The organism is Mycobacterium sp. E2497, from assembly GCF_001668695.1.
Lineage (GTDB): Bacteria > Actinomycetota > Actinomycetes > Mycobacteriales > Mycobacteriaceae > Mycobacterium.
In genome coordinates, this window is the sequence record NZ_LZKD01000039.1 from 67,714 (window position 1) to 86,475 (window position 18,762).

General features: G+C 62.5%; 22 protein-coding genes and 3 pseudogenes. 15 read left to right on the forward strand and 10 right to left on the reverse strand.

All coding sequences use genetic code 11. From position 1 onward, the window contains the following. The first annotated feature begins 145 nt into the window (after positions 1–145). The 5 genes and pseudogenes from A5713_RS03285 to A5713_RS28085 all read left to right on the forward strand — a co-directional run. On the forward strand, positions 146–751 hold the full coding sequence (locus A5713_RS03285; RefSeq protein WP_068092447.1) for a TIGR03086 family metal-binding protein: 606 nt from the start codon (positions 146–148) through the stop codon (positions 749–751). Between the two features lie 45 nt (positions 752–796). Next, on the forward strand, positions 797–1,777 hold the full coding sequence (locus A5713_RS28630; protein ID WP_197516281.1) for a hypothetical protein: 981 nt from the start codon (positions 797–799) through the stop codon (positions 1,775–1,777). A gap of 530 nt (positions 1,778–2,307) precedes the next feature. Continuing rightward, entirely contained in the window at positions 2,308–2,712 is a 405-nt protein-coding gene (locus A5713_RS28080) for a hypothetical protein (RefSeq protein ID WP_156751726.1), read from the forward strand. A gap of 117 nt (positions 2,713–2,829) precedes the next feature. Next, positions 2,830–3,186 (forward strand): DUF732 domain-containing protein, encoded by a 357-nt coding sequence (locus tag A5713_RS29585; RefSeq protein WP_369804365.1) that lies wholly within the window; start codon positions 2,830–2,832, stop codon positions 3,184–3,186. 86 nt (positions 3,187–3,272) lie between these two features. After that, positions 3,273–3,397: pseudogene (locus tag A5713_RS28085) on the forward strand (IS3 family transposase); the annotation flags it as partial. 76 nt (positions 3,398–3,473) lie between these two features. Here A5713_RS28085 and A5713_RS03295 read toward each other — a convergent pair. After that, positions 3,474–3,872, reverse strand: coding sequence for a DUF4189 domain-containing protein (locus A5713_RS03295; protein ID WP_067927665.1), 399 nt, complete (start codon positions 3,870–3,872; stop codon positions 3,474–3,476). Positions 3,873–4,558: 686 nt separating this feature from the next. On the opposite strand from A5713_RS03295, the gene A5713_RS27245 reads away from it, so the two are divergent. Beyond that, entirely contained in the window at positions 4,559–4,969 is a 411-nt protein-coding gene (locus A5713_RS27245) for a GNAT family N-acetyltransferase (protein ID WP_197509436.1), read from the forward strand. Between the two features lie 215 nt (positions 4,970–5,184). Here A5713_RS27245 and A5713_RS03310 read toward each other — a convergent pair whose 3' ends face one another. From A5713_RS03310 to A5713_RS03330, 5 genes and pseudogenes are all read right to left on the reverse strand, one after another. Next, a complete protein-coding gene (locus A5713_RS03310) occupies positions 5,185–5,706 on the reverse strand; it encodes a DinB family protein (protein ID WP_067927802.1) in 522 nt (173 codons plus the stop codon). Positions 5,707–6,124: 418 nt separating this feature from the next. After that, positions 6,125–6,265 (reverse strand): annotated as a pseudogene (locus A5713_RS28090) (IS3 family transposase); the annotation flags it as partial. A gap of 147 nt (positions 6,266–6,412) precedes the next feature. Beyond that, positions 6,413–7,354, reverse strand: coding sequence for an NADP-dependent oxidoreductase (locus A5713_RS03320; RefSeq protein ID WP_068092449.1), 942 nt, complete (start codon positions 7,352–7,354; stop codon positions 6,413–6,415). Positions 7,355–7,383: 29 nt separating this feature from the next. After that, on the reverse strand, positions 7,384–8,301 hold the full coding sequence (locus A5713_RS03325; RefSeq protein WP_197516283.1) for an alpha/beta hydrolase: 918 nt from the start codon (positions 8,299–8,301) through the stop codon (positions 7,384–7,386). Positions 8,302–8,361: 60 nt separating this feature from the next. After that, positions 8,362–9,180, reverse strand: coding sequence for an SDR family oxidoreductase (locus A5713_RS03330; protein ID WP_068092456.1), 819 nt, complete (start codon positions 9,178–9,180; stop codon positions 8,362–8,364). Between the two features lie 170 nt (positions 9,181–9,350). Between A5713_RS03330 and A5713_RS03335 the strand changes: the two genes are divergently transcribed. The 7 genes and pseudogenes from A5713_RS03335 to A5713_RS03355 all read left to right on the forward strand — a co-directional run bounded on the left by A5713_RS03335 (position 9,351) and on the right by A5713_RS03355 (position 13,189). Next, complete coding sequence (locus A5713_RS03335) at positions 9,351–9,884, forward strand: TetR/AcrR family transcriptional regulator (RefSeq protein ID WP_231980233.1); 534 nt, start codon at positions 9,351–9,353, stop codon at positions 9,882–9,884. 178 nt (positions 9,885–10,062) lie between these two features. After that, positions 10,063–10,113 (forward strand): annotated as a pseudogene (locus tag A5713_RS29590) (hypothetical protein); the annotation flags it as partial. A 164-nt stretch (positions 10,114–10,277) separates the two neighbouring features. After that, the gene (locus A5713_RS28635) at positions 10,278–10,415 is read left to right on the forward strand and encodes a hypothetical protein (protein WP_197509434.1); all 138 of its coding nucleotides are present in this window, start codon (positions 10,278–10,280) and stop codon (positions 10,413–10,415) included. Between the two features lie 91 nt (positions 10,416–10,506). Next, positions 10,507–10,734, forward strand: coding sequence for a hypothetical protein (locus tag A5713_RS03340; protein WP_068092461.1), 228 nt, complete (start codon positions 10,507–10,509; stop codon positions 10,732–10,734). Positions 10,735–10,736: 2 nt separating this feature from the next. Further along, on the forward strand, positions 10,737–11,885 hold the full coding sequence (locus tag A5713_RS03345; protein ID WP_082972752.1) for a cytochrome P450: 1,149 nt from the start codon (positions 10,737–10,739) through the stop codon (positions 11,883–11,885). 313 nt (positions 11,886–12,198) lie between these two features. After that, positions 12,199–12,588 (forward strand): hypothetical protein, encoded by a 390-nt coding sequence (locus A5713_RS03350; protein ID WP_067916924.1) that lies wholly within the window; start codon positions 12,199–12,201, stop codon positions 12,586–12,588. Positions 12,589–12,610: 22 nt separating this feature from the next. Then, positions 12,611–13,189, forward strand: coding sequence for a zeta toxin family protein (locus A5713_RS03355; RefSeq protein ID WP_067916926.1), 579 nt, complete (start codon positions 12,611–12,613; stop codon positions 13,187–13,189). A 26-nt stretch (positions 13,190–13,215) separates the two neighbouring features. Here the strand turns inward: A5713_RS03355 and A5713_RS03360 are convergent, their stop codons facing one another. The 3 genes from A5713_RS03360 to A5713_RS03365 all read right to left on the reverse strand — a co-directional run bounded on the left by A5713_RS03360 (position 13,216) and on the right by A5713_RS03365 (position 15,493). After that, a complete protein-coding gene (locus A5713_RS03360; protein WP_082972753.1) occupies positions 13,216–13,551 on the reverse strand; it encodes an SDR family NAD(P)-dependent oxidoreductase in 336 nt (111 codons plus the stop codon). 113 nt (positions 13,552–13,664) lie between these two features. Next, positions 13,665–14,066 (reverse strand): nitroreductase family deazaflavin-dependent oxidoreductase, encoded by a 402-nt coding sequence (locus tag A5713_RS27250; protein WP_082972754.1) that lies wholly within the window; start codon positions 14,064–14,066, stop codon positions 13,665–13,667. 125 nt (positions 14,067–14,191) lie between these two features. Continuing rightward, positions 14,192–15,493 carry an EAL domain-containing protein gene (locus tag A5713_RS03365; protein ID WP_082972755.1) on the reverse strand — a complete coding sequence of 434 codons (1,302 nt, stop codon included), beginning with the start codon at positions 15,491–15,493 and terminating at the stop codon, positions 14,192–14,194. A gap of 263 nt (positions 15,494–15,756) precedes the next feature. Between A5713_RS03365 and A5713_RS03370 the strand changes: the two genes are divergently transcribed. Beyond that, positions 15,757–16,719 (forward strand): alpha/beta fold hydrolase, encoded by a 963-nt coding sequence (locus tag A5713_RS03370; RefSeq protein WP_068092704.1) that lies wholly within the window; start codon positions 15,757–15,759, stop codon positions 16,717–16,719. 173 nt (positions 16,720–16,892) lie between these two features. Here the strand turns inward: A5713_RS03370 and A5713_RS03375 are convergent, their stop codons facing one another. Further along, positions 16,893–17,828 carry an SAM-dependent methyltransferase gene (locus A5713_RS03375; RefSeq protein WP_068092468.1) on the reverse strand — a complete coding sequence of 312 codons (936 nt, stop codon included), beginning with the start codon at positions 17,826–17,828 and terminating at the stop codon, positions 16,893–16,895. A 488-nt stretch (positions 17,829–18,316) separates the two neighbouring features. Between A5713_RS03375 and A5713_RS03380 the strand changes: the two genes are divergently transcribed. After that, the gene (locus A5713_RS03380) at positions 18,317–18,745 is read left to right on the forward strand and encodes a MarR family winged helix-turn-helix transcriptional regulator (RefSeq protein ID WP_082972767.1); all 429 of its coding nucleotides are present in this window, start codon (positions 18,317–18,319) and stop codon (positions 18,743–18,745) included. The last annotated feature ends 17 nt before the right edge of the window (positions 18,746–18,762 follow it).

Below are 18,762 nucleotides of genomic sequence, written 5' to 3' on the forward strand. Positions count from 1 at the left end.
GCGCTCCCGCGGCGCCCACTACTGCCTAGGGCACGCACGATTGGCCGTCGCCACACTTGCGCAGGAGCCGAATCGCACCTTAGAATTCTCTTACTTTCGTCTTAAGTTTCTTACCTGAGTCGGCCTGCCGAGAGAAGATCCACAAATGCCCTTCGCTGACCAGGCGCACCTCGCCCGCGCCGCGCACGCCGTCGATGACCTCCTCGCGCACCTCGCCGGCGACCAGTGGATGGCTCCCACCCCGTGCACCGGATGGAGCGTTGCCCGGGTCGCCCAGCACCTCGTTGATGTGAACTTCGAGTTCGCCCAGCAACTCGACCCAGTCGGTACTCAAACTGTCACCAGCGCAAGCACATCCGGTGATCTCCTCGGCAGGTACCGTCGCTCAGCAGAAACCTTGCAGCAAGCGCTGATCGGCGCGGGTGACCCAGCTGTCGATATTCCGGCGCAACTGCGCAGCCGGCTGGCCCTTCGTGTGGCCGATCTGCTGATCCACGGCTGGGACATCGCGGTGGCCACCGGCATACCGTTGCATTTGGAGGAGGATCTGTGCCTCGAGGCCCTGGCTTTCGCCGAGAGCCGCTCAGCGGCCCTACAGCGCAGCGGCGAATTCGCGCCACCTCAACCAATCGATAAACACGCCCCTGCCATTGACCAATTGGCCGCCCTATCCGGCCGCACTCCGCCAAGCCCGCGAGAACACGTCCGCTCACCAAGCACTCCGAACGAACAGCCTGAGCCGCACTGGTGAAGTAGCAGAAGTGATGGTGGCGCTGCGTGGCGGACAATGGGCATTATGAGCGAGACGAACGGTCCGATAATTGACTCGTCAGCGCAGCCTATGTGGAAGCGCACCGGCTACAAATTCTTCCCGTACGCGGCACAGCAGTCGGGCCAGTGGTGGGTACTGCGTTTCAATTACGACTTCCCAGAGCACGCCATGTACACGTTATTTGTCGACGGCCAGGCCACTGTGGATGTCACCGGCGATGGCAGTCACTGCATCCCGCTCGTAGCCAGCGTCGGCGAACTCAAACCTTTCGATTCCGATGCCGATGAGCCTGTCTTGGCGCCTGAACTGGCGGAAGCCGCGGTGTCTGCAGTGGCCCAATATGTCGTCTACGGCAGTGAATTCGACGATCCCTGTGACTGGTGCGCTAGCTTAGCTGCCCAAGACCCCATGACCCAACTTCGCTGGGGCCGCGTGGGGGACGTTGTGCGAGACGGTTGTAGTTGGCGGGTCGGCACCGCATCCGATGTCGCATGGATTAACACAGGGACGTCGGTCGGCTTGACGATCACCGCGGGGATTCCGGCTGTATTTGAGGACTATGCGACAGTGATCCTGCCCGGAAAGGGTTCAGATCAGGCGCAGCGTGATCGGGCTCTAATCGCGGTTCTCAAGAGCCAGTCGACAGATCAGCGATGGTGGCTGGGATATCTGGATCGCGGCGGGTGCGACGTGGTCTTTCCCGGCGCGCCCACGGTTTCCGTGTACGTGGGCTGGCCCTACGTGTTGGTGCAAGCCGGCCCAGGCCAAGCTGTCAACTGGCGCCGAGCCAGCGCTACCCAAGCCAGCCCGTACGTCCTACCTGACTTGATGTTTCCCGCGGACCGGTCCTGGCTGGTCTCGACTCTGTGGGACGACGACTGGAGCTGTGTCGGCGGATCAGTTGCGCTCGTCGACGCGCTGCTGAACCACCCGGATCTGCGATCCCATGCGCGACGGGTACGCCTCGGCGACGACGCGACACCACCGGGGCATCGAGTGATCTAATGCAAGCCAGCGTAGACCCGCCGCTGGGGAATACACCAGAATTGAATATGGAGGGTTACCAGTAAACCTCGCTATGTTCGTTATCACGCTGTGGGCCAGTACTTTTCACGGGCGATCCGACTGAGCCTCACCGGCCACACCAAGTCGATTTGGCCAAATCGCCCCGAGGTCAACGGTTTTTGATCGATTGCGCCAGATTGCATGGCCTCCTTCCGTGGAGACCGCCGCGACAAGCGCCCCCGGTTCTTATAGCGCCGCCGCCTTACCCCGGAGCTATCCGGGCGGTACATCCCTTTCGATTCCAACAACCTCACGTAATTCTTCTCAATGGTCAGACTGTCACTGGACCACTCGGAGAACACGCAACTTCGGCATGTGTGACCAAAGCCCTCTCCTTTGAGGTCATTCGCAGGTATTTGCTGATGTTCGGAAGTTCCATGCTCAGGTGAGTTGGGGCTTTGGGCTGGGATAGTGCCCTACGGCCCCTGATCGCGGGCAGGGATTGCGATGAGAAAAATGGGGAGGATGTCATGATCAAGTTTCTGGGCATCACCGGCGTTATCACCACCAGCCTGACCCTGTCACTCCTGGCTGCGCCCCCAGCTAATGCTGTCGAATGCTTTCTGCCGAACTGCTACGCAGCGATTACGGTTACGGGTGCGGATGCGGAGCACCACATTTGGGCCTATAGGGCGTTTAACTACCCGTCAAGTAAAGCAGCCCTCGACGCCTCGCTTACAGGGTATTTTAAATTGCCGAACGGACTCTATTGTAGCTTGATTGCCGAAAAAGCTGGGCTGGGGTGCGTCGCAGTGGCGAACGACCGCACGACCGGAGAAGGGCCGACAGAAGACGTCGCATTCCAAGACGCGACGAGAAATGGCGGCACTCCATGGCTCGCAGCCTGCAACACCGGAGGTCCGGCTGAGGGATGAAAAGTAGCCTGGCTGTTAGATGGAGTAGTTAATGATGAGGAAAATCGGGTCGGGAATGTCAAATGCGACAGTTGTAAGGGCCGGGAAGGCGGCCTCATGAGAAGCGCAATGAGAGCCATGCTCGTCTGTGTTTTATCTGGCTCATTTATTGGCGCTTCACTTTTCGGTTTGGGGTTGGCGCGCTCTCACGCAGACACAGAAGCTGCTTATCTGTCTCTAGTTAAGCGTGTTGCGGTGACAAGATTGCCCGGTGATGCGACACTACTTAAATTGGGGCATGGCGTGTGCAATTTCTTGAGTAAAGACGAGTACCATAACTTTGACGGTGTTTCGGGATCCGCGGATGGGGTTATGGAATATCTAGATGGGACACAGAAAGATAGAGGACATGACTCCGGGGTTATTGTTTATGCCGCTGCCAAATATTTGTGCCCCGAAAACCTTGCTCTCGTGGAGAGGTGGCGCGATAGTTAGCTAAGGTGCCCTGACCCCGTTCGGCTGATCCATGGCTTATGAGAGTCTTGCAGCCCACGACGTGGGCAGGGAAGGCTCAAAGGATCATGGCGACGAGGAAGCGGCATAGCCCGGAGCAGGTTGTGCGCAAGCTGATGGCGGCCATCGGCTCTTGGCCGAGGGCAAGGACACCGCGGCGGTGTGCCGCGAACTGGTTGTCTCCGAGGCCGCTTCCGACACTCTTCAACACAGAAACTGCGCTCCTCAAGTGAACGGTATTCGGGCTAGTGGGGATCGGCGCCCAGCAGTTACGTCGAGCACTTCTCTATAAAAATGCTGCCGCCGTTGTTCTGCGCAAGGGCGTCCTGCTCGGCCTCCTCGATCGTCGCGCCGGTCCCGCCGTGCCAACGACCGTTAGTAGACCACAAGACGGCGAGTGCGGCACAGCCGTTCTTGCTCACCGCCGCCATTTTGCATTCGGTGCCGCCGTTCCGGACGCACATGTCGTTTGCGGCTGCCATGGCAGCTTCCTTCGTCGGGACGTTGTTGGCGTAACCGTAGGCGGTGTTACCGACGGTGCTCGCCCGTGAGTAGTAAATCGCGACCCATGTGTCCGCGGCATGGGCGGGTACCACAGTGAATGCCGCCATCGCGCCGGCCATCCCCGTGCCTCCGGCGACCTGCGTCGCGAGTCGCTTAATAGACATTCCGACTCCTCCCACCTATTACCGGGCGAGCCTGCGGCATCGCCAATGTATGTGGATGACACTAAACTTCAGCAAAAATCGCTGATGGAGCCCAATGGCACGAGTCTGTGGGGCCGAAAGTCCTTGTATGCGAGAGCCCCGGGGGCGAGTTGCTCTCAACGCCGCTGTCAATCAACGGCAGCCGGCAAGGTCAGCGTGAATGTCGTTCCTGTTATCCCGCCGTACTCGCAGATCGACTGTGCCCGTATGTCGTATCAGCGCCTTACCCGCGCGAAGAGTGCTGCGTCACCACGCCGCCGGTGTCGGCTGCCAGGTGAATGAGGCCACTTCAGGGCTGGGTTTGCCATGAGGATGGGACCCACCTGATTGCCATTGATGGGAACCACATGGCTGCGCAGCTTATCGGAGTGTTTCGATGCGCATGGTCAGGAGGGCTATCCATTCGGTGAGTCGGGGACGCGCGTGTTGGGCTGGTTGAAGACGTCCCAACCGAGGACGCCGCGCGATGAAGGCCTGTCCGGCGTGGTGCGGGGCCGCCGACATCGCACCACGATCCTCCCGCGCGAAGAAAATCGAGGCCGCCTTCAGAATCTCGTTGGCCTCCTTGAGATCTCGCATCTCCCGCTCGAGGAATGCCCATCGCTTCACGGCGCTGTTGCGGGTTTGATGTGTGGTTTCATGGGTGCGTGGATTATGCGCGTTTCTCGCGAACACACCTGGACGGCGTTCTTCGGCTCTGCGCGGCCCAGGGCTGGACATCATTTACCGCAGATCCAGCGCGCGCCGCGCGAGTCTTGACAGCTCCCGGCGTAACCACAGTCGTTGCCCTCGACGACGGAGTCGTGGTCGGATTCGCCGAACTGTTCAGCGACGGCGAGATACAGGCCTACCTCGCCACTCTGGCCGTCGACGAAACTCGCCGCGGCAAAGGGATCGGCCGCACACTGGTGACCGAAGCGCTGCGGTTAGCCGGAGGCGAACGCATCGACGCGCTCAGTGAAGACGATGCGCTCGACTTCTACCGTGCCTTCCCACACTTGGAAAAGCCCGGAATCCGTCTCTACCCATTCCGTCAAAGAGACACCAAAAACGTCTAATCCACACCGGGTTCGGGTGGCAATCCCCGTGCATCGCAAGGACACGTCACCGACCATCGACGATGCCGATCGCGACGATGGCCAGGATCAAGCGAGTGCGCCGGCCTCGGCTTCGCTGCCGATCACAGCCATCGTCGAACTAAAACATCGAGAGTGCCCAGTACAATCAAACCCGCGTGTCCCAAGCCGGCGACGCCTCAACCATGAAGCCGGCATCAAGCCCCGAGACGGTTCACAATTTGGCGGCGCATGTCACAGAGGTGGTGTTGCACATCGTGGACAGTGTGGACTGCGAGCCACCTGAGTGAGCGTGTGTGGGTCTCGGGATAGTTGTAGACGACGGTGCGGTCCCAGTCCTCAGCTGTCACTCTTGCTAGAACGTTGGTGAACAATGCGGCTGCATCGAGGAGCTGGCGCGCGACGTCGTCGGGGTCTTGCTCGTTGTAGCCGTCGTGCTCAACGCGTTCTTCGCGGCCCATCGGTGGACACTCTGCGCCGTCGGTGCGGCGACCGGCGAGGGCTCGTTCGCGCTGGACGAGAAGCACATCGCGTATATGGCAGCCGTATTCCAGCGGTGACCATGTTGCGGGATCAGGGCGGCGCCGTAGGTCGATCGCATCGCTTTGCAGGATTGCGGCGACCTGGCCGGCAAGCTGTCGAATGCTCTCACGCGCACTCAGAGCCTGATCGAGCTCATAGGTGAAATCGCAGTCTGCGCAGTAATCCGTCACACTCAACATCCTCTCAGCCGATCACGACGGCCGCCCTAACGGCGGGTCGACTCCGGCACTCAACCCGGCTGAGCGGCACCCCAGGATCTGTTCGACGGCTTAGTGAGGGCGCCGTCCGAGGATCCGCTCCGGCTGCGCCGGACGACCAATCCGTCGGGGTGCACGAGAACCGCCCCGTCCTAGCCGATTTCGCAGGACGGCGGCCGATACACGGTGCCGAACTCGACGCCGAAATGACTGCCGAGGCGTCCTCTCCCCCGCTCGGCGTCCTCGGCACTGAGGTCACTGCTCGCCGGGCAGTAATACGCCGTGCGGACACGGGACGCACCCCTACCCCCCAGCGGGAGATGCGCGATTCCTACCGGAGCAATACGGCGGAAACGAATACGGCGGGTTACCAGCAGAACCCCTGCATATTGCATCAGCGATACCACGTCGACTCAGCGATCTCCGGGTGCCGGCACACCTCGGGCAGTTCCTGACCCGACGCCAGGAGCTTGTTGCCCTCGGTGGGCTTGCGGATGATCTGATCCGCCGTATGCCGCCGCCGCTTGCTCGATGCCATGTCGTTGTCGATTCTTCCTTGCCCGAACACCGGGCAACAGAGTCGAACAACGACTGGACCAGGCCCACCTCCTCATGGTCATCCATGCTGTCGCTGTTAGGTCGCAGACGTCGGATGTGGGGCGCCTGGTGTTGCTGGCTGGCTGGCTCAGCCAGGCACAATGATGAGCTTGCCCCGCTTGGCGAATCCGTTTTGTTCGAGTTGCGTAAGGGCTGAGATTGCTTGCGATAGTGGCACCGTTTTGGCGATGGGTAGCCGCAGCACCCCTTCGCCGGCGGCTCTCGCGACCGCCTCGATATCGGTTGTGACTGCCTTGGCGATCACGACGTGGAATGGGCCAGGCAGGGCGCTCCTGAGCATGTTCGCTGGACTCGGCTTGACGCTGATGATACGGCCGTTGGGTGTCAACATCTTTCGGGCATATCTGACTGGTAACGTGCCGGCGGCGTCCAGGACGACATCGAATCGGCGTGTGAGGGCGGTGGGATCGAAGTCGAAGTCGACGATCGGATCGATACCGAGCTCGCGTGCCTCGTCCGCCGAGCCGGCCCGGCAGCTTCCCGCCACGGCCGCCCCGTGTGCCAACGCGAGTTGTACCGCCGAGCGGCCCACTCCCCCAAGGCTTCCGTGCACGAACACCGACTCACCATGCTGCAGCTTCCCTTCGTTGAACAGGGCTTGGTAGGCGGTCAGACCGACAGTGGGAATGGCGGCCGCCGCCTCGAATGTCAAGGCGGCGGGCTTCGTGACGACACCTTTTTCTTCGGCGACGACCACGTCGGCGAACGCGCCTGACCACTTGATCGGCGGACCCCCGAGCACTTCGTCACCCACACGAAGCCGAGTCACGTCGTCACCGACAGCTTCGACGATGCCGGCGAAGTCGTAGCCCATCCCACGTGGGAAGGTTCGTCCGGTCACCATCTTCATCGCGCCGTTTCGGATACCGAAGTCCATCGGGTTAGCAGCGGCCGCGCGCACCCGGACGAGAACATCGTCGGCGCCGAGTTTCCTGGGCTCGAAGCCTTCGAGCCGCATGACGTCCGGTCCACCGTAGCGGTGGTACTGAATTCGCTTCATCGTGGGCATGTGAGTTCTCCGATTAGTGGTGTCGTGTGTCAACGGGATAGGGGCATTGCCAGAACAGATTCGAGGAATGCCAACGTTCTGTAATGCAGCGGAGCCGCGTTGAAGTGAGCAGACCCGTGGTCGCCGCCGACGATCTCCACCAAGTCCGCCCGGACCCCCACGGCTGTGAGTGCGCGATGCAGGCGCCGGCTCTGCTCGATGCCGACGCGACGATCCCTGTCCCCGTGGGCGATCAGGAAAGGTGGCGCGCCGGGATGTGCCAGGCGGCACAGGTTTCCCCGCTCAACCACCTGCGGTTGGCTGGATGGCACGAATCCGAAGAAGCGCGCCAGCGTGCTGTCGGGACCGTGCATTCGTTCGATGGCGTCGGGGTGTGCGTCCTCATCGTGTTTGAGGAAATCGGTGGGTCCGTAGTGCTCCACGACAGCGGTCAGACCGCAGGACACTTCCGAGTAGGGTTCGTTGCTGCTCACCAGGTCGCTGTTGTCTCCGGCAAGCGCAACGGCGCTGATGAGGTAGGCGCCTGCGCTGGAACCGAAGCCCACGATGCGCTCAGAATCCAAGCTGTAGCGATCCGCGTTGGTCCGTACCCAGCGCACGGCCGTAGCGACATCTTGGATCGCGGCAGGAAAGACGGCCTCGCCGCTCAGCCGGTACTGGACCGACGCCACCGCCAGTCCAGCCTCGAGCAGAAATCGCCATGGGCCCATTTGCTTGATGCCGGTGAAAAAGCCTCCCGGATGTGCGTACACGATCACGGGAACCGGTGTGGCTGCAGGGTGGTGCGGGATGTGCAGATCCATGGTGAGTTGCCGAAATCCGATGCGAGTGGCGTACGGGCGATCCAAATAACTCGCTACCCGGGGGAAGACTTCGATCGGTGCCAGAGTGTCGAATTCGGGCCGGAGCACTGCCGAGAGCATTTCGTCAGGGATATCGACTGGCATGCCGGGAATGTGCAAGGGATTACTCCTCTCGAAATACTCTGCAGTAGAGGCCATTCCGCCTCATGGCCCATGCGGCGCGGTCTCGGTGAGAGCGCGGCCGAGCAGCCAGCCGAACATCTTGGCCGACAGGGATCGCGGAATCAGGTGTTTGACCAGAAGATCCGCAGTGCTGTTGGTGACGCCTGGGATGACGCGCGCCCGCGCGCCCAGGCTGTTCAACGCCACCTCGGCAACCTGCGACGCCGTCATTCTTGGGCCGCTGATCTTCTGGGGGTCAAGGCCAAAGGATTTTTCGGTGATTTCGGTCTTCGTCATCCCGGGCGAGAGGACCAGGACGTCGACGCCGTCTTTTTTCAGTTCGTAGTGCAACGCCTGGCCGAGTGAGGAGATGTACGCCTTGGCCGCGGCGTAGTTGGCCACGTAGGGCACGGCGCTGGCGTCGAGGCTGGACGCCACCAATACGATGGCTCCGCGACCCCGCCGGACGAAGGCATTGCCGAAAACGTAGGCCATCTGCAGTGGCACCACCGCATCAAGGGTGAGGACGTCGAGTTCGTAGGCAAGCGAACTGTTGACCAGTGGCCCTGCAGAAGAGATGCCGGCATTGGCCACCACTAACCCGATGTCGAGATCAGTGACCCGATGGGCCAATTCGTCCACTGCACCCTCGGCAAGTAAATCAAGGGCGAGCACGACACTGTCGGTGCCATGTGCTCGGGAGAGCTCGGTGGCTAAGGCGTCCAGACGGTCTTTGCGGCGCGCCACCAAGATGACGTTGACGCCCGCCGCACTCAGGTGGCGTGCGAATTGCTCTCCGATGCCTGAGGACGCCCCGGTCACGAGTGCGTACTGGCCGTAGGCTGCGCGAAGATCTTTCATTCCGGTTCCTGTCTGCGCAGGGGTGGTATTCGGGCGCCGGCGGCACGGCACCAGGTGTCATCACACTACATCAGTACGGCACTTGGTGTCATCACTACGTCTTCGCGCTTTAGAATGCGGATATGAGTCGGTGGGAACCCAACGCGGCCCAGCGATTGGGAGCCGCGGCGGTGGAATTGTTCGCCGAGCGTGGATATGAAGATGTCACGGTCGTCGAGATCGCTGAGCGCGCGGGATTGACCAAACGGACGTTCTTTCGTCACTTCGTCGACAAACGCGAGATTCTATTCCGCGGCCAGGATGCCTACCAAGGCATGTTCGCCGACGCCATCGCCGGTGCGCCCGACGAAGCCGGCCCTATGGAAGCGATCGGGGCCGCACTGACCGCGTTCGCTGCCGGCTTCACAGACGACCGCCGCGAACTTGTGGCCAAACGTCAAGCCGTCATCGACGCCAATCCCGAACTCAAAGAGCGAGACCTGCTCAAAGCCGCCGCCCTGACAACGGCGATAGCTGACGCGCTGGTCGCGCGCGGGGTAAAACCGCCTGTTGCGAACCTGGCCGCCAACTTCGGCGCACTCGCCCTCGCCGATGCCTTCCAAAGTTGGCTGCAACCCGGAAATCGGAACTCCATGACCACGCTTGTCCAGCAAGCGCTCCGAGACCTCGACACCGCCGTAAAAGCGCTGCACAAAGGCCCCTGACAGGTATTAGCGCGGCGAATCCAAACGAGCATCACCGTGCCTCCCCTGAACTAGCCGAGATGGCCGCTGAACTACCCCGGGTTTTGTTCCGATACAACTGACCGGGACAGATCAAGTCGCTATGCGGCTTGGGGTTGGGGGGTCAGCGACGATCCGACTAAGCGCGCCAGCCCCAGATATGTGGAAGCTAGTCAGCGACGTCAGGCAGATCGGACGATTCAGCCCAGAAACCATCCGGGCCGAATGGCTCGAGGGTGCAACAGGTCCTCACCCCGGTGCGAAGTTCCGCGGTCGGGTCAAGCACAACGAAAAAGGACCCATCTACTGGACGTCGTGCATGATCACCCAGTGTGAGCCCTACGGGTATTCGCCTTCTCGGTGCGCTCACAGCCGATGGGACTTCCGATCGCACCCAAGAACGCTGTCTGCCTCACATGGCGCTACACGTTCGCACCCGACAGTGATGGAACGCTGGTCGCCGAGGAGACGTTGGCGCGGATCAAGACCGGTGTTCCCGAGGCGTCGGTATGATGAGTGGCATAAATCAGGGTCGCCGTGCGGCGAATATCCGCTGGCGCGGGAGGGGCGCCTGACGCCGCGCCGGCTGTCGACTACGAGCGGTGTGCGGCAAAGGCTGATCGACACCAAGCGGGCGTCGTGGGACTGGTGGCGCAGTGAAGGCCGGATGTGCGAGTTCGAGTGTGCGTTGAAGGCTGGTGAGTCGGTTGTGCTGTCCGGGAGTGAGCGTGCGCGCGAGGGGTTGCCTTACGGTGGGGAGGGGCGTGCGCGGGAGCGGCTGTACCTGTTGGACGAGTTCGACCAGAATTGGGAGTACTTCGGCGATGTGTGAGTGTGCCGGCGCAGGTGCGGCCTGGGATAGATCACCTCTCACCGATCGGTAAGAAATTGCTGCCTGATTTCTTCACAGACGATCGCAGCGAGCTTTGGGACGCGCTGCGCAAGCGCGGACCGGTCGTGTTTATCGAGGACAGCGTGTTTATGAATGGCTATTGCCTCACACGGGCCGATGACGTGCTCGCAGCGCTGCGTAACCCGGAAGTGTTTTCGCTTAACGCCGTTTTGGATCGGCCGGACCATGCGCGTTGGCGCGCAATCTTGCAGCCGTTATTGAGTTCCCACGCGGTGAAACAGATGCAACCCGCGTTGCAAGATCGGGCCGCGGCGGTGGTCGAAGCGGTGGCCGCGCAGGGTAGTTGTGAGGTGATCGCCGATGTTGCGGAGCCATTCGCGGCTCAGGTTCTCCTCACAGTGTTGGGGTTGCCGCCGCAAGACGGGGATAGGTTGCTGCGCTGGGAGAAAGCGCTTTGGGCGATCCAGCGGGCGCCTCTGGCCGCGGTCACAGGCGTCGGTTTCCAGGATTGGGTGCAAAAAGTTGAGATGCTCGGCTATTTGACGGAGGCTTTCGCGCAGCGCCGCGCCAGCCCTGATATTGCGGGTGTTATGTCCCGGTTGGTTGCCGGTGACGATGGGTTCGACGAAGCTGACGCGTGCGCGGTAGTTGAGATGCTGATCGCTGCGGGCATTACGCCGTTTAGGAGCGCCGTGGGTTTCGTGTTTCTTGACCTTGCCCGCGACCCGCGGCTATACGCTTCGCTGCGCGAAAACCCCTCAGGGATTGAGGGATTCGTCGAAGGCGTGCTGCGCCGCGAGCCGCCGGCCCCGGTGATTATCCGCAGGGCCGCTCAGAACGTCACCGTGGCGGGTGTCGAGATACCGGCAGGGGCCTGGGTCGGGCTGTGCGTAGGGGCGGCCATCCAAGAAGACATGGCGAACGGCCACGGGTCGCGGGCGGACTACTGGGCGTTCGGCGGGGGTCCGCACCGCTGTGTGGCCGTCAGTCTGGCGAAAACAGCGTTGACTGTGTTGGTCAGCGAATGGTTACGCACTATCCCCGCGTTCGGGTTGGATGCTGAGTCCGTGCCGCCAGTTATCCTCGAGGATGCGGTCCGGCTGTCGAGTTTGCCGCTGCGCTGGCATTAAGTCAGACCGCGGGCGGGCAATTGCCGTAGATGCCGCGCTGGTCGCCAATTTCAGCTCAGCGCCGCGCGACACACAGTCCAGTTACGGCCGCCGCGCCCGCGGCCGTAACCGCGGCAATAGCCGACCGTAATGAAGCCTTCCGTTTCGCCGCGCCGCTCCCCTGCCCGAGACGCGTTTCGAGGAATATCCACGAATCGAATATGGAGGGGTTACCAGTACCTCGGGCCGTATTGCACGCGAGGCCGCAGCGAGTAGCCTACGCCTTGTAGCATTATGCTACAAGGCGTAGCATCCTGCTACAGGAGGTGCGGACATGACCAACGTCGCCGACCGCGTCACCAGGGTTGCCGCCGACCTTGTGGACAGCGCGGCTGCTGAGGGTGCTCGCCAGAGCCGGTCGGCCAAGCAGCAACTCGATCATTGGGCTCGGGTGGGCCGGGCAGTGTCGAGCCATCAAACGGCCTCGCGTCGCCGTGTCGAGGCCGCCCTAGCCGGTGATCTCGACACGAACCACCTGTCCGAGGATGAGGGCATCGTCTTCAACGCGGAGATCTCGGCCGCTATCGAGGAGTCGCTAGCCACCGCCCATTACGGTGACTTGCTGTCAGCGCGCGGCATCACGACGGTCGCGCTCAACGACGACGGCGAGATAGTCGAGTACCGGCCCGACGGAACCACCTCGGTGGTCGACGTCGACGGATGAGCCATGACTTCGCAAGGCGCCGGTGAGGCGGCTCGACCTCGTCGTCGGCCCGAACGGCGCTGGTAAGTCGACGTTCATCGCGTTCACGTTGGCGCCGTTGCTGCCACGCAGCGTTCTCGTCAATGCCGATGAGATCGCCAAGCAGCGTTGGCCCGATGATCCAGCTGCGCACGCCTACGATGCAGCGCGGATCGCTGCGGATACCCGCGCCAAGCTGATCGAGGCTGGCGTGTCGTTCATCGCCGAGACCGTCTTCTCCCATCCGTCGAAGCTGGACCTTATCCGCTCCGCCCACGATGCGGGCTACGTCATCGCTCTGCACGTGATGCTGATTCCCGAGGGCCTCGCCGTCGAACGCGTCCGGCGGCGCGTCCTCCACGGCGGTCACGACGTCCCCGAGGGCAAGATCCGTGAACGGCACCGCCGATTATGGCAACTGGTGGCCAATGCGATCGAGATCGCCGACACCGCAACGATCTACGACAATTCACGCCTCGACGGGCCCCGAATTGTCGCCCAACTGACCGCGGGCACGGTCATTGGCGCACCGACGTGGCCGGCGTGGGCGTCCGACAAGCTATCGCGACGCTGGCCGGGCTAGGTGCGCTTGGCTCGAGCTGTCCACGATCAGCGCCGCAGCAATCGGTGGCCACTCTGAAAGAAAGCGGTGATCATCTCCGGCGTGAGATCGGCGACCGGCGCCAGCGTGACCGAGTCGCCGGCGGTGTAGACGAGGTGGTCGATGTCGCCGATGTCAGCGGCCAGCTGCTCGATCGCCGCATGGTCAGTGAGGTCGACCGTTGCGCCGCGGGCGTTTTCGGGCAATTGGGCCAGCGCGCGAGCGACGCTGGACTCATGCCGTGAAACCACAATGGGTATGGCGGCGCGGTCCCCCGCAGCGGACGCTACGCCTAAGCCGATGCCGGAGGTGCCGCCGATGACGAGGACACGCGCATTGTTCAGACTTACGGATCTACCCTACTGAAGGCCTGCCCACGCACGCGCCACGCGCGGCCTTCGTCTCACACGTTCGATCGGATCCGCCCGTAAAAGTGGATTACTCGTGGTGTCCGCGACTAGGTCGCTGCGGGTGTCGGAGGGCTAGTGAAGCGTAGCCGGAGAAAGTCGGTGACATTGGCGAACCGAAGGATCCCTCGGACTACGGGGTGCGCGTGTCGCCGCTGTTCATCGTGGAAAAGTTCGGGTGATGCGAGCTTTATCCGGCCGCCCCGCACACGAAGTTCGCATCCTCCTGCGGCGATGACGTTGCGCACCCAATCAGCCTCTGGCCCAAAGGGCAGGGCTATCACATAGCCGTCAGGCACCCTGAAAACATTTACGGGTGTACGGTATTCGCGTTTGGAATTGCGCCCGGTGTGCACCACGACCCCGAATCCCGGCAGCCACGGCGCCAGCTGGCCAACAACTCGGTTAGTGGCACGACGGTTGAACCTCGCGAGCGACCTGTGTGCTGGCATTGCATCTCCTATCTAGACTGATCGCCTCGTCTCTGGACATAGGTCGGACACGGGGAGTGAAACGGTCGAGAACAGTCGGCCTTGCGCTGGGCGTCGCACTGAAGATGCGGCGGCACGTGCTCCGGCTAACGCACTTTGACTTGGTATGGCTGAGCCCCTGGTTGAGGTGGCCCCAGGTAAAGGCCTTGGCCGTATTCGATACCGAGACGAGTCAGTGTCTCGAGCTGGCTGGCTGTCTCCACAGCCTCGGCCACTAGCTTGGCGTGCAGCTCCGATGCCAGCGCGTTCAGTGCGGTCACCAACGCACGTTTGACGGGATCGTCGTCGATGCCGGCGATCAACTCCCCGTCGATCTTGATGATGTCCGGACGCAGCCGCAGCAGTTGGGTGAAACTGGCGTATCCGGCGCCGGCATCGTCGACTGCCATCTGTATGCCGCGATCGCGCAGAGGTTTCAGACCCGGGCCAAGGTCATCGGGAAACGGTTCATGCTCGGTGATTTCCACGATCAACGCCCGGTCCTGGGCCGCCAGCATGTCTTGAATCGCCGGTTCCAGCACGGCGCTCGGGCTCAGATTGACGGCGACTGGGCAATCACTGGGGATGCGGCGGGCAGCACTCAGGATGGTGTGCATAGCGGCGTGTTCTAATTCGAGACCTCGGCCCAGGCGCCGGGCAGCGCTGAACCATTGTGTTGGGGTGAACTCCGACGATGCGGGAAAACGTATCAACCCTTCGTAGGCCGTCGTCGTCCCGCGTGCCAGATCGATGATGGGTTGGAAGACCGCGCTGAGAGCGCTCGGCTGTGCCAGCAGTTCGTCCAGGCGGTGTCGCAACTCCTCGGTCTCCACTGCTTCGGGCAACATCACCGAAGCGATGAATCGCGCCGTGAGGGCGCGCTGCCCGCGATCCTCGCTGTCGGTCATCACGTGGGTCAGCAGCGTTGAGAGTTGTGATTGGGCGCCGATCACGGCGGAAACGAACTCACTGATGTCGAGCATCGCGTCGACATCAGCGTCAGTGAACGCACCGGGGGTCGTCGCGGCCAGCAGCAGTGAACCGATGGCTTCGTCGTTGTACATCAGGGGAATCGCGGCCCAAGACCGAGTACCCCATTGTTTGTTCATCGCACGAACGCGTGGTGACAGTCGTCGGTCTACAAGCGCATCGGCTATCAACTTGGGGTGTTTCTCACGCGCCGCGAGACCCTGAAAGCTGTTCTGTTTGGGCACTACGAAACCCGGCGTACTCGCAAGCACGCCGTGTCCGGAAACGGTCACGTAGGCGTTGTCGGAGGCGCGAAGCAGGGTGACGGCCGCTCCATCGGCTTTCTGCATGAACGCGCAAGCCTGCTCCGCGACGCGACCCATCAAAGACACTGGATCCATGGACGCGGCCAGTGTCTGAACCAGGCTCTCCACATTCACCCCCGTTCCCAGCGGCGCGTCAGGGTTGCGGAATTACGATACCGACGTGCCCCCAATTCCGGGCGTTATTCAAAGTTGCAACCAATGTCTGAAAGAAAGCCGCATTTCACCGCAGAACGCAGGCATCGACGAAGCTGAGGCAAGCCAGCAGCGACAACACCGACGACGGTGGGTGCGGATGCCGAACCAATGTGGCATACCTTTATGCGAAGCACTCGGTGTCGACGACGGCGGGCGACGCTGCCCGGTGGAAGGATCTGCGCGTGAGAACTGGGCTGGCGGCGGGGGTCGCGCTCGGGACCACCGGCGTGGTGGGCTGGGCCGCCGCGCGGGAAATCACCACTCGCATCGGGCGAAACCCCGACCCCTTCCCCCGTGAACGGCTGGTCGTCGAACCCACCGGGGAGCGCGTCACGATCCCTCGCCCCGACGGTACCGAGCTGCATGCATTGGTGGCCGGCGAGGGCCCGCCCGTGCTCTTGGTCCACGGCTACAGCGCCAACGTCCTGGAGTGGAACCTCGTGTGGGATGAACTGCAGGCCCGCGGGTTTCGGGTCATCGCCTTCGACCAGCGTGGCCACGGGCGCTCGAGCCTCGGTTCCGATGGAGTCGGATCGCAGCCCATGGCGGCCGATTTGGCCGCCGTCGCAGAGCATTTCGATCTTCGCGACGCGGTCCTCGTTGGTCATTCGATGGGCGGGTTCGTCACCATCCGCGCGATGCTCGATTACGTCGGCTTGGCGGCGCGGCTGCGCGGTCTCATCTTGTTCGCCACCTGGGCGGGTCGCATCCTGGACGAGGCGCCGCAGAACCGGTTGCAGATCCCCCTGCTGCAACTCGGCATCATGCAGCGGTTGATGCGTAATGAGACTGTCGCGACGCTGTTCGGTGCCGCGCAATGCGGAGCGCGCCCGTCGCCGGCCATGATCGCGGTGTTCGTCGAATTCTTCAACAAGCACATGCAGGAGCACGGGCCGCTACTGCCGATCGTACGGGCGTTCTCGCGTGAGGACCGGTATCCGCGGCTGGGCGAGATCACGACACCGACGGTGGTGATGGTCGGCACCGCCGATCGCACGACACCGCTCAGCCATTCGCGCCGGCTCGTTGAGGGCATTCCCGATGCGCGGCTGGTCTCGGTGCCCGACGCCGGACACCTGCTGAACTGGGAGGCGGCTGGCGAGCTCGTCCAGGCTGTCCAATCCTTTGCCCCGCAGCGCGTTTGATTCCGCTCGCGATGCCCCGCTGACGCAGCTCGACATCCGAGGTCTAAGTTTTCCGATTCTGCGGAAAAGTGCGATTCCACGCGAGAATCGCCACGCCGAGCGGTAATTGAGTGCCGGCTCAACCACCGGGGCCCTGATCGCGCGGGCCGGCGGGATGGGAGTTGCCGCTAACGCTAACGGTCTGTGCTCAGCGTTGAGCTGTAGTAGGTGACCCCATTCATCGTCTGTCGATCATCGTCGGCCTGCGCGATCGCCCCTAACCCGTGGCGAGCGAGCACCGCGGCCATCGGAGTTGGGACCGACGTCCAGCCGTGTGCATCCAGGTACGCCCCCACGTCGTGGCGCTCACCCTCAAACCCGATCATGTCGAAGTCGAGTTCGAAGCCGTGGTCACGCCACTTGGCCGTCGCCTCGCGCATGCGTTCGCGCGCTGCGTTGGGGTCCATGTCGGCGGTATTCGGCACAGCCTCACTCCCGAGTCGGCTACCCGGCGCGCTCAGCGCAGTGACCGTGTCGAGCAGCCCATCCTGGGCCTCCGGTGTCAGATAGCCGAATAGGCCTTCGGCGATCCACACCGCGGGCCTCCCGGTGTCAAAACCCGCTGTCGCCAGTGCCGTAGACCAGTCGTCGCGCAGGTCGATGGCGACCGTGCGCAAGTCAACTTTTGGTTTGGCACCGAGCTTGGCCAGGGTCGTGGTTTTGAACTCGATGACAGCCGGTTGATCGATCTCGAACACCGTCATCCCTGCGGGCCAGTCCAGTCGGTAGGCGCGGGAATCAAGGCCCGAGGCGAGAATTACGGCTTGGCGGATGCCCGCTGCCGCGGCATCGGCACACAACTCGTCGAAGTACCGCGTGCGGGCCGCAATCGATGCGGGCATCTGCGCCAGGCCCCATGGGCTGCCCTCGGCGTCGAGATCCGAGGCGAGGAGCTCACCGGTAGCCCAGCGGGTCAGAAAGCTCACACCGACGGCGTGCACCAACGGCTCGGCGAAAGGATCGTCGATGACCTTATCCCTGGTGGCGATGGCCCTGGCCGCCGCCGCCATGGTGGCCGTAGTTCCCACCCTGGTGGCCGGACCCCAGGTGTCGTCGTCGGGTTGTGTCATCGTGAACCTCCGAAAGTCGCCTGGATACAGTACAACCCGTTGTCCTGGATCGGCCCACATCCCGTCAGCGTCTCGGGTTATGCAAACTACTTCGTTCTCATCTTTTGAAATGAGACCCGCCTCGACCGCGCGTCCCTACCCCGGGGTATTTCGATCCGCTCAAAATTCTTGGACAGCAGCAGTTTTCGCCAGTCGGCGATTCATAAGCTCGGACTCACCTTGGGGTTGTTGGTCGCCACGTGGTGGTGAGTGCTCCAGTGGAATCTCAAGAGTGGTTGCGGGGCGATGGCGGATCCGCCGAGTTCATGAGACATGTAGGCGAAAAGACCCTGTGGTGGGGCGGATGCACCTGGGACAGCTTCCCCGATCACCCGCACGGAGCCCATTGCGCCGTCATACTGACAAACGTGACGCCAAGAAGAGTACGGGACGTATCACTCAAGCGCGAGTGGCTGACCCCAAGACAACAGCGCGCCTGGGTGGCCTACATGCGCGTCCAACTGCGGATGAACTACGAGATGAACCGCCAGCTGCAGGCCGAATCCGGGTTGTCACTGGCCGACTACGACGTGCTGGTGGCACTCAGCGGTGACCGCGAGGAGGCCATGCGCGTCAGTGATCTGGCGGCGCAAATCGGATGGGAACGCAGCAGGCTGTCACATCAGTTGCGGCGCATGGAGGAACGCGGCCTCACTGAACGGCGGCCCAGCGGCGAGGACGGCCGTACCACGCATGTCGTACTTACCCCGAGTGGACGGCAGGCCCTCGTGGAGGCCGCTCCCGGCCATGTCAGCCTGGTACGCAGACTGTTCTTTGATCCGCTGCCTGAGAATCTGCTCGCACCGCTCACGGCCGCACTGGAGCACATTCACGTCAACCTCGATCACAACAGCTCGCTGCCACCCGCAACGAGGTAGTGGTAGTATTAGGTGAT

What these genes read in the sequence shown, in the direction of transcription:
- A5713_RS29585 (WP_369804365.1), top strand. Translation starts at nt 2,830, where the DNA reads ATGCTCGTCTGTGTTTTATCTGGCTCATTTATTGGCGCTTCACTTTTC.
- A5713_RS03330 (WP_068092456.1), bottom strand. Translation starts at nt 9,180, where the DNA reads ATGAAAGATCTTCGCGCAGCCTACGGCCAGTACGCACTCGTGACCGGG.
- A5713_RS03295 (WP_067927665.1), bottom strand. Translation starts at nt 3,872, where the DNA reads ATGTCTATTAAGCGACTCGCGACGCAGGTCGCCGGAGGCACGGGGATG.
- A5713_RS03380 (WP_082972767.1), top strand. Translation starts at nt 18,317, where the DNA reads ATGCGCGTCCAACTGCGGATGAACTACGAGATGAACCGCCAGCTGCAG.
- A5713_RS03285 (WP_068092447.1), top strand. Translation starts at nt 146, where the DNA reads ATGCCCTTCGCTGACCAGGCGCACCTCGCCCGCGCCGCGCACGCCGTC.
- A5713_RS28080 (WP_156751726.1), top strand. Translation starts at nt 2,308, where the DNA reads ATGATCAAGTTTCTGGGCATCACCGGCGTTATCACCACCAGCCTGACC.
- A5713_RS27250 (WP_082972754.1), bottom strand. Translation starts at nt 14,066, where the DNA reads ATGCCAGCACACAGGTCGCTCGCGAGGTTCAACCGTCGTGCCACTAAC.
- A5713_RS03375 (WP_068092468.1), bottom strand. Translation starts at nt 17,828, where the DNA reads ATGACACAACCCGACGACGACACCTGGGGTCCGGCCACCAGGGTGGGA.
- A5713_RS03320 (WP_068092449.1), bottom strand. Translation starts at nt 7,354, where the DNA reads ATGCCCACGATGAAGCGAATTCAGTACCACCGCTACGGTGGACCGGAC.
- A5713_RS28630 (WP_197516281.1), top strand. Translation starts at nt 797, where the DNA reads ATGAGCGAGACGAACGGTCCGATAATTGACTCGTCAGCGCAGCCTATG.
- A5713_RS03325 (WP_197516283.1), bottom strand. Translation starts at nt 8,301, where the DNA reads ATGCCAGTCGATATCCCTGACGAAATGCTCTCGGCAGTGCTCCGGCCC.
- A5713_RS28635 (WP_197509434.1), top strand. Translation starts at nt 10,278, where the DNA reads ATGGGACTTCCGATCGCACCCAAGAACGCTGTCTGCCTCACATGGCGC.
- A5713_RS03350 (WP_067916924.1), top strand. Translation starts at nt 12,199, where the DNA reads ATGACCAACGTCGCCGACCGCGTCACCAGGGTTGCCGCCGACCTTGTG.